This is a genomic window from Robertmurraya kyonggiensis, from assembly GCF_005116465.1.
Taxonomy (GTDB): domain Bacteria; phylum Bacillota; class Bacilli; order Bacillales; family Cytobacillaceae; genus Robertmurraya; species Robertmurraya kyonggiensis.
This window is the reverse complement of sequence record NZ_SWBM01000077.1, coordinates 1-1,093: the sequence shown is the minus strand read 5'-3', so window position 1 is coordinate 1,093 and position 1,093 is coordinate 1. Positions and strand designations below refer to the sequence as shown.

Sequence of the window (1,093 nt, the reverse complement as noted above, 5' to 3'; positions counted from 1 at the left end):
GGACATACTGGGTAGGCTCGATCGTGACGGACATACTGGGTAAGCTCGATCGTGACGGACAATACTGGGTAAGCTCGATCGTGACGGACATGCTGGTTCGAGGGTCAACAAGCGGAGCGAACGCCGTGGCGAGATTTGTTATGAAGGGTTGTATCTGTGATGACAGCAACTCTTATTGTCGGAGATTTTAAGTTCAGTACCAAAATCTTGAGATTTCTGTTGGGTGTCACCAGACCTTTGTTTTTGAATTTCAGTCTGAATTTTTGGTCAATTTCTGAATTCTAACCCCATTGTTTTGCCTTATCTTCCTTTTTATTAATTATTTTATTTAACCTCTCCCTCCTTTCTTAGACCCTTCAATAGTGTCACTAAACATCAGAGGTATGCTGCTCAAAGAGAGTTTTCAATTTAAAGTCCTTCCTCCTTTTATTTTGAGAGTAAAAATCTTATTTTAACTTAAAGTTAAAACATGGACACATACATGGAGGTTAAAAGCTTATTTATTTTATATGCTCAACTTTTAATTATGTCGTTAACAACTTGACATATATTAAATATTAATTAATTTACATCCTTTGTATTTTATGAAAGCTCATATTGTGAACAAAATCTCATTTTATTATTAAAACCTCAAGATTGCCACATGTAGGCCATGATTAGATCTACAAGCTTTATTAGTCCAAGTGTTTAACCCTAACATTAAATCATTAACAATTATTTTACTAAAGAACATCAGGAGCACTCTAAATATTATTTTATTTATAGCCCAAGGTGAGCTCCTTTAAAAAGGGTGTGTGACCGTGTGTTTTTCATCCCATGTTTAAGTTGGTCTTTCAAACTTGATTTCCTATGTTTGGTAGATTAAGCATCTGAGTTATACATAACTCACCAAGGTTGCAAATGACATTTTTAGATACACAACTTTCATTTGAGAAAGTGGTTTGGTTTTATAATTAGAACATACTTTCCCAACCCTTTCATATTGATCAGACGTTTGTGATGTGCACAACTCTTATTTAAAATTTTAAATTAGAACCTTGCCTTCTGAAGGTCATTAATATCGTTAGTTGGAATTATTTCATGTGTTGACTTC

The 1,093-nt window shown here is 34.2% G+C and carries 1 protein-coding gene; it reads left to right on the top strand.

The genetic code is table 11. The features are described 5' to 3' along the window. Positions 1–23 precede the first annotated feature (23 nt). On the top strand, positions 24–191 hold the full coding sequence (locus tag FA727_RS24290) for a hypothetical protein (RefSeq protein ID WP_158318986.1): 168 nt from the start codon (positions 24–26) through the stop codon (positions 189–191). Positions 192–1,093 lie beyond the last annotated feature (902 nt).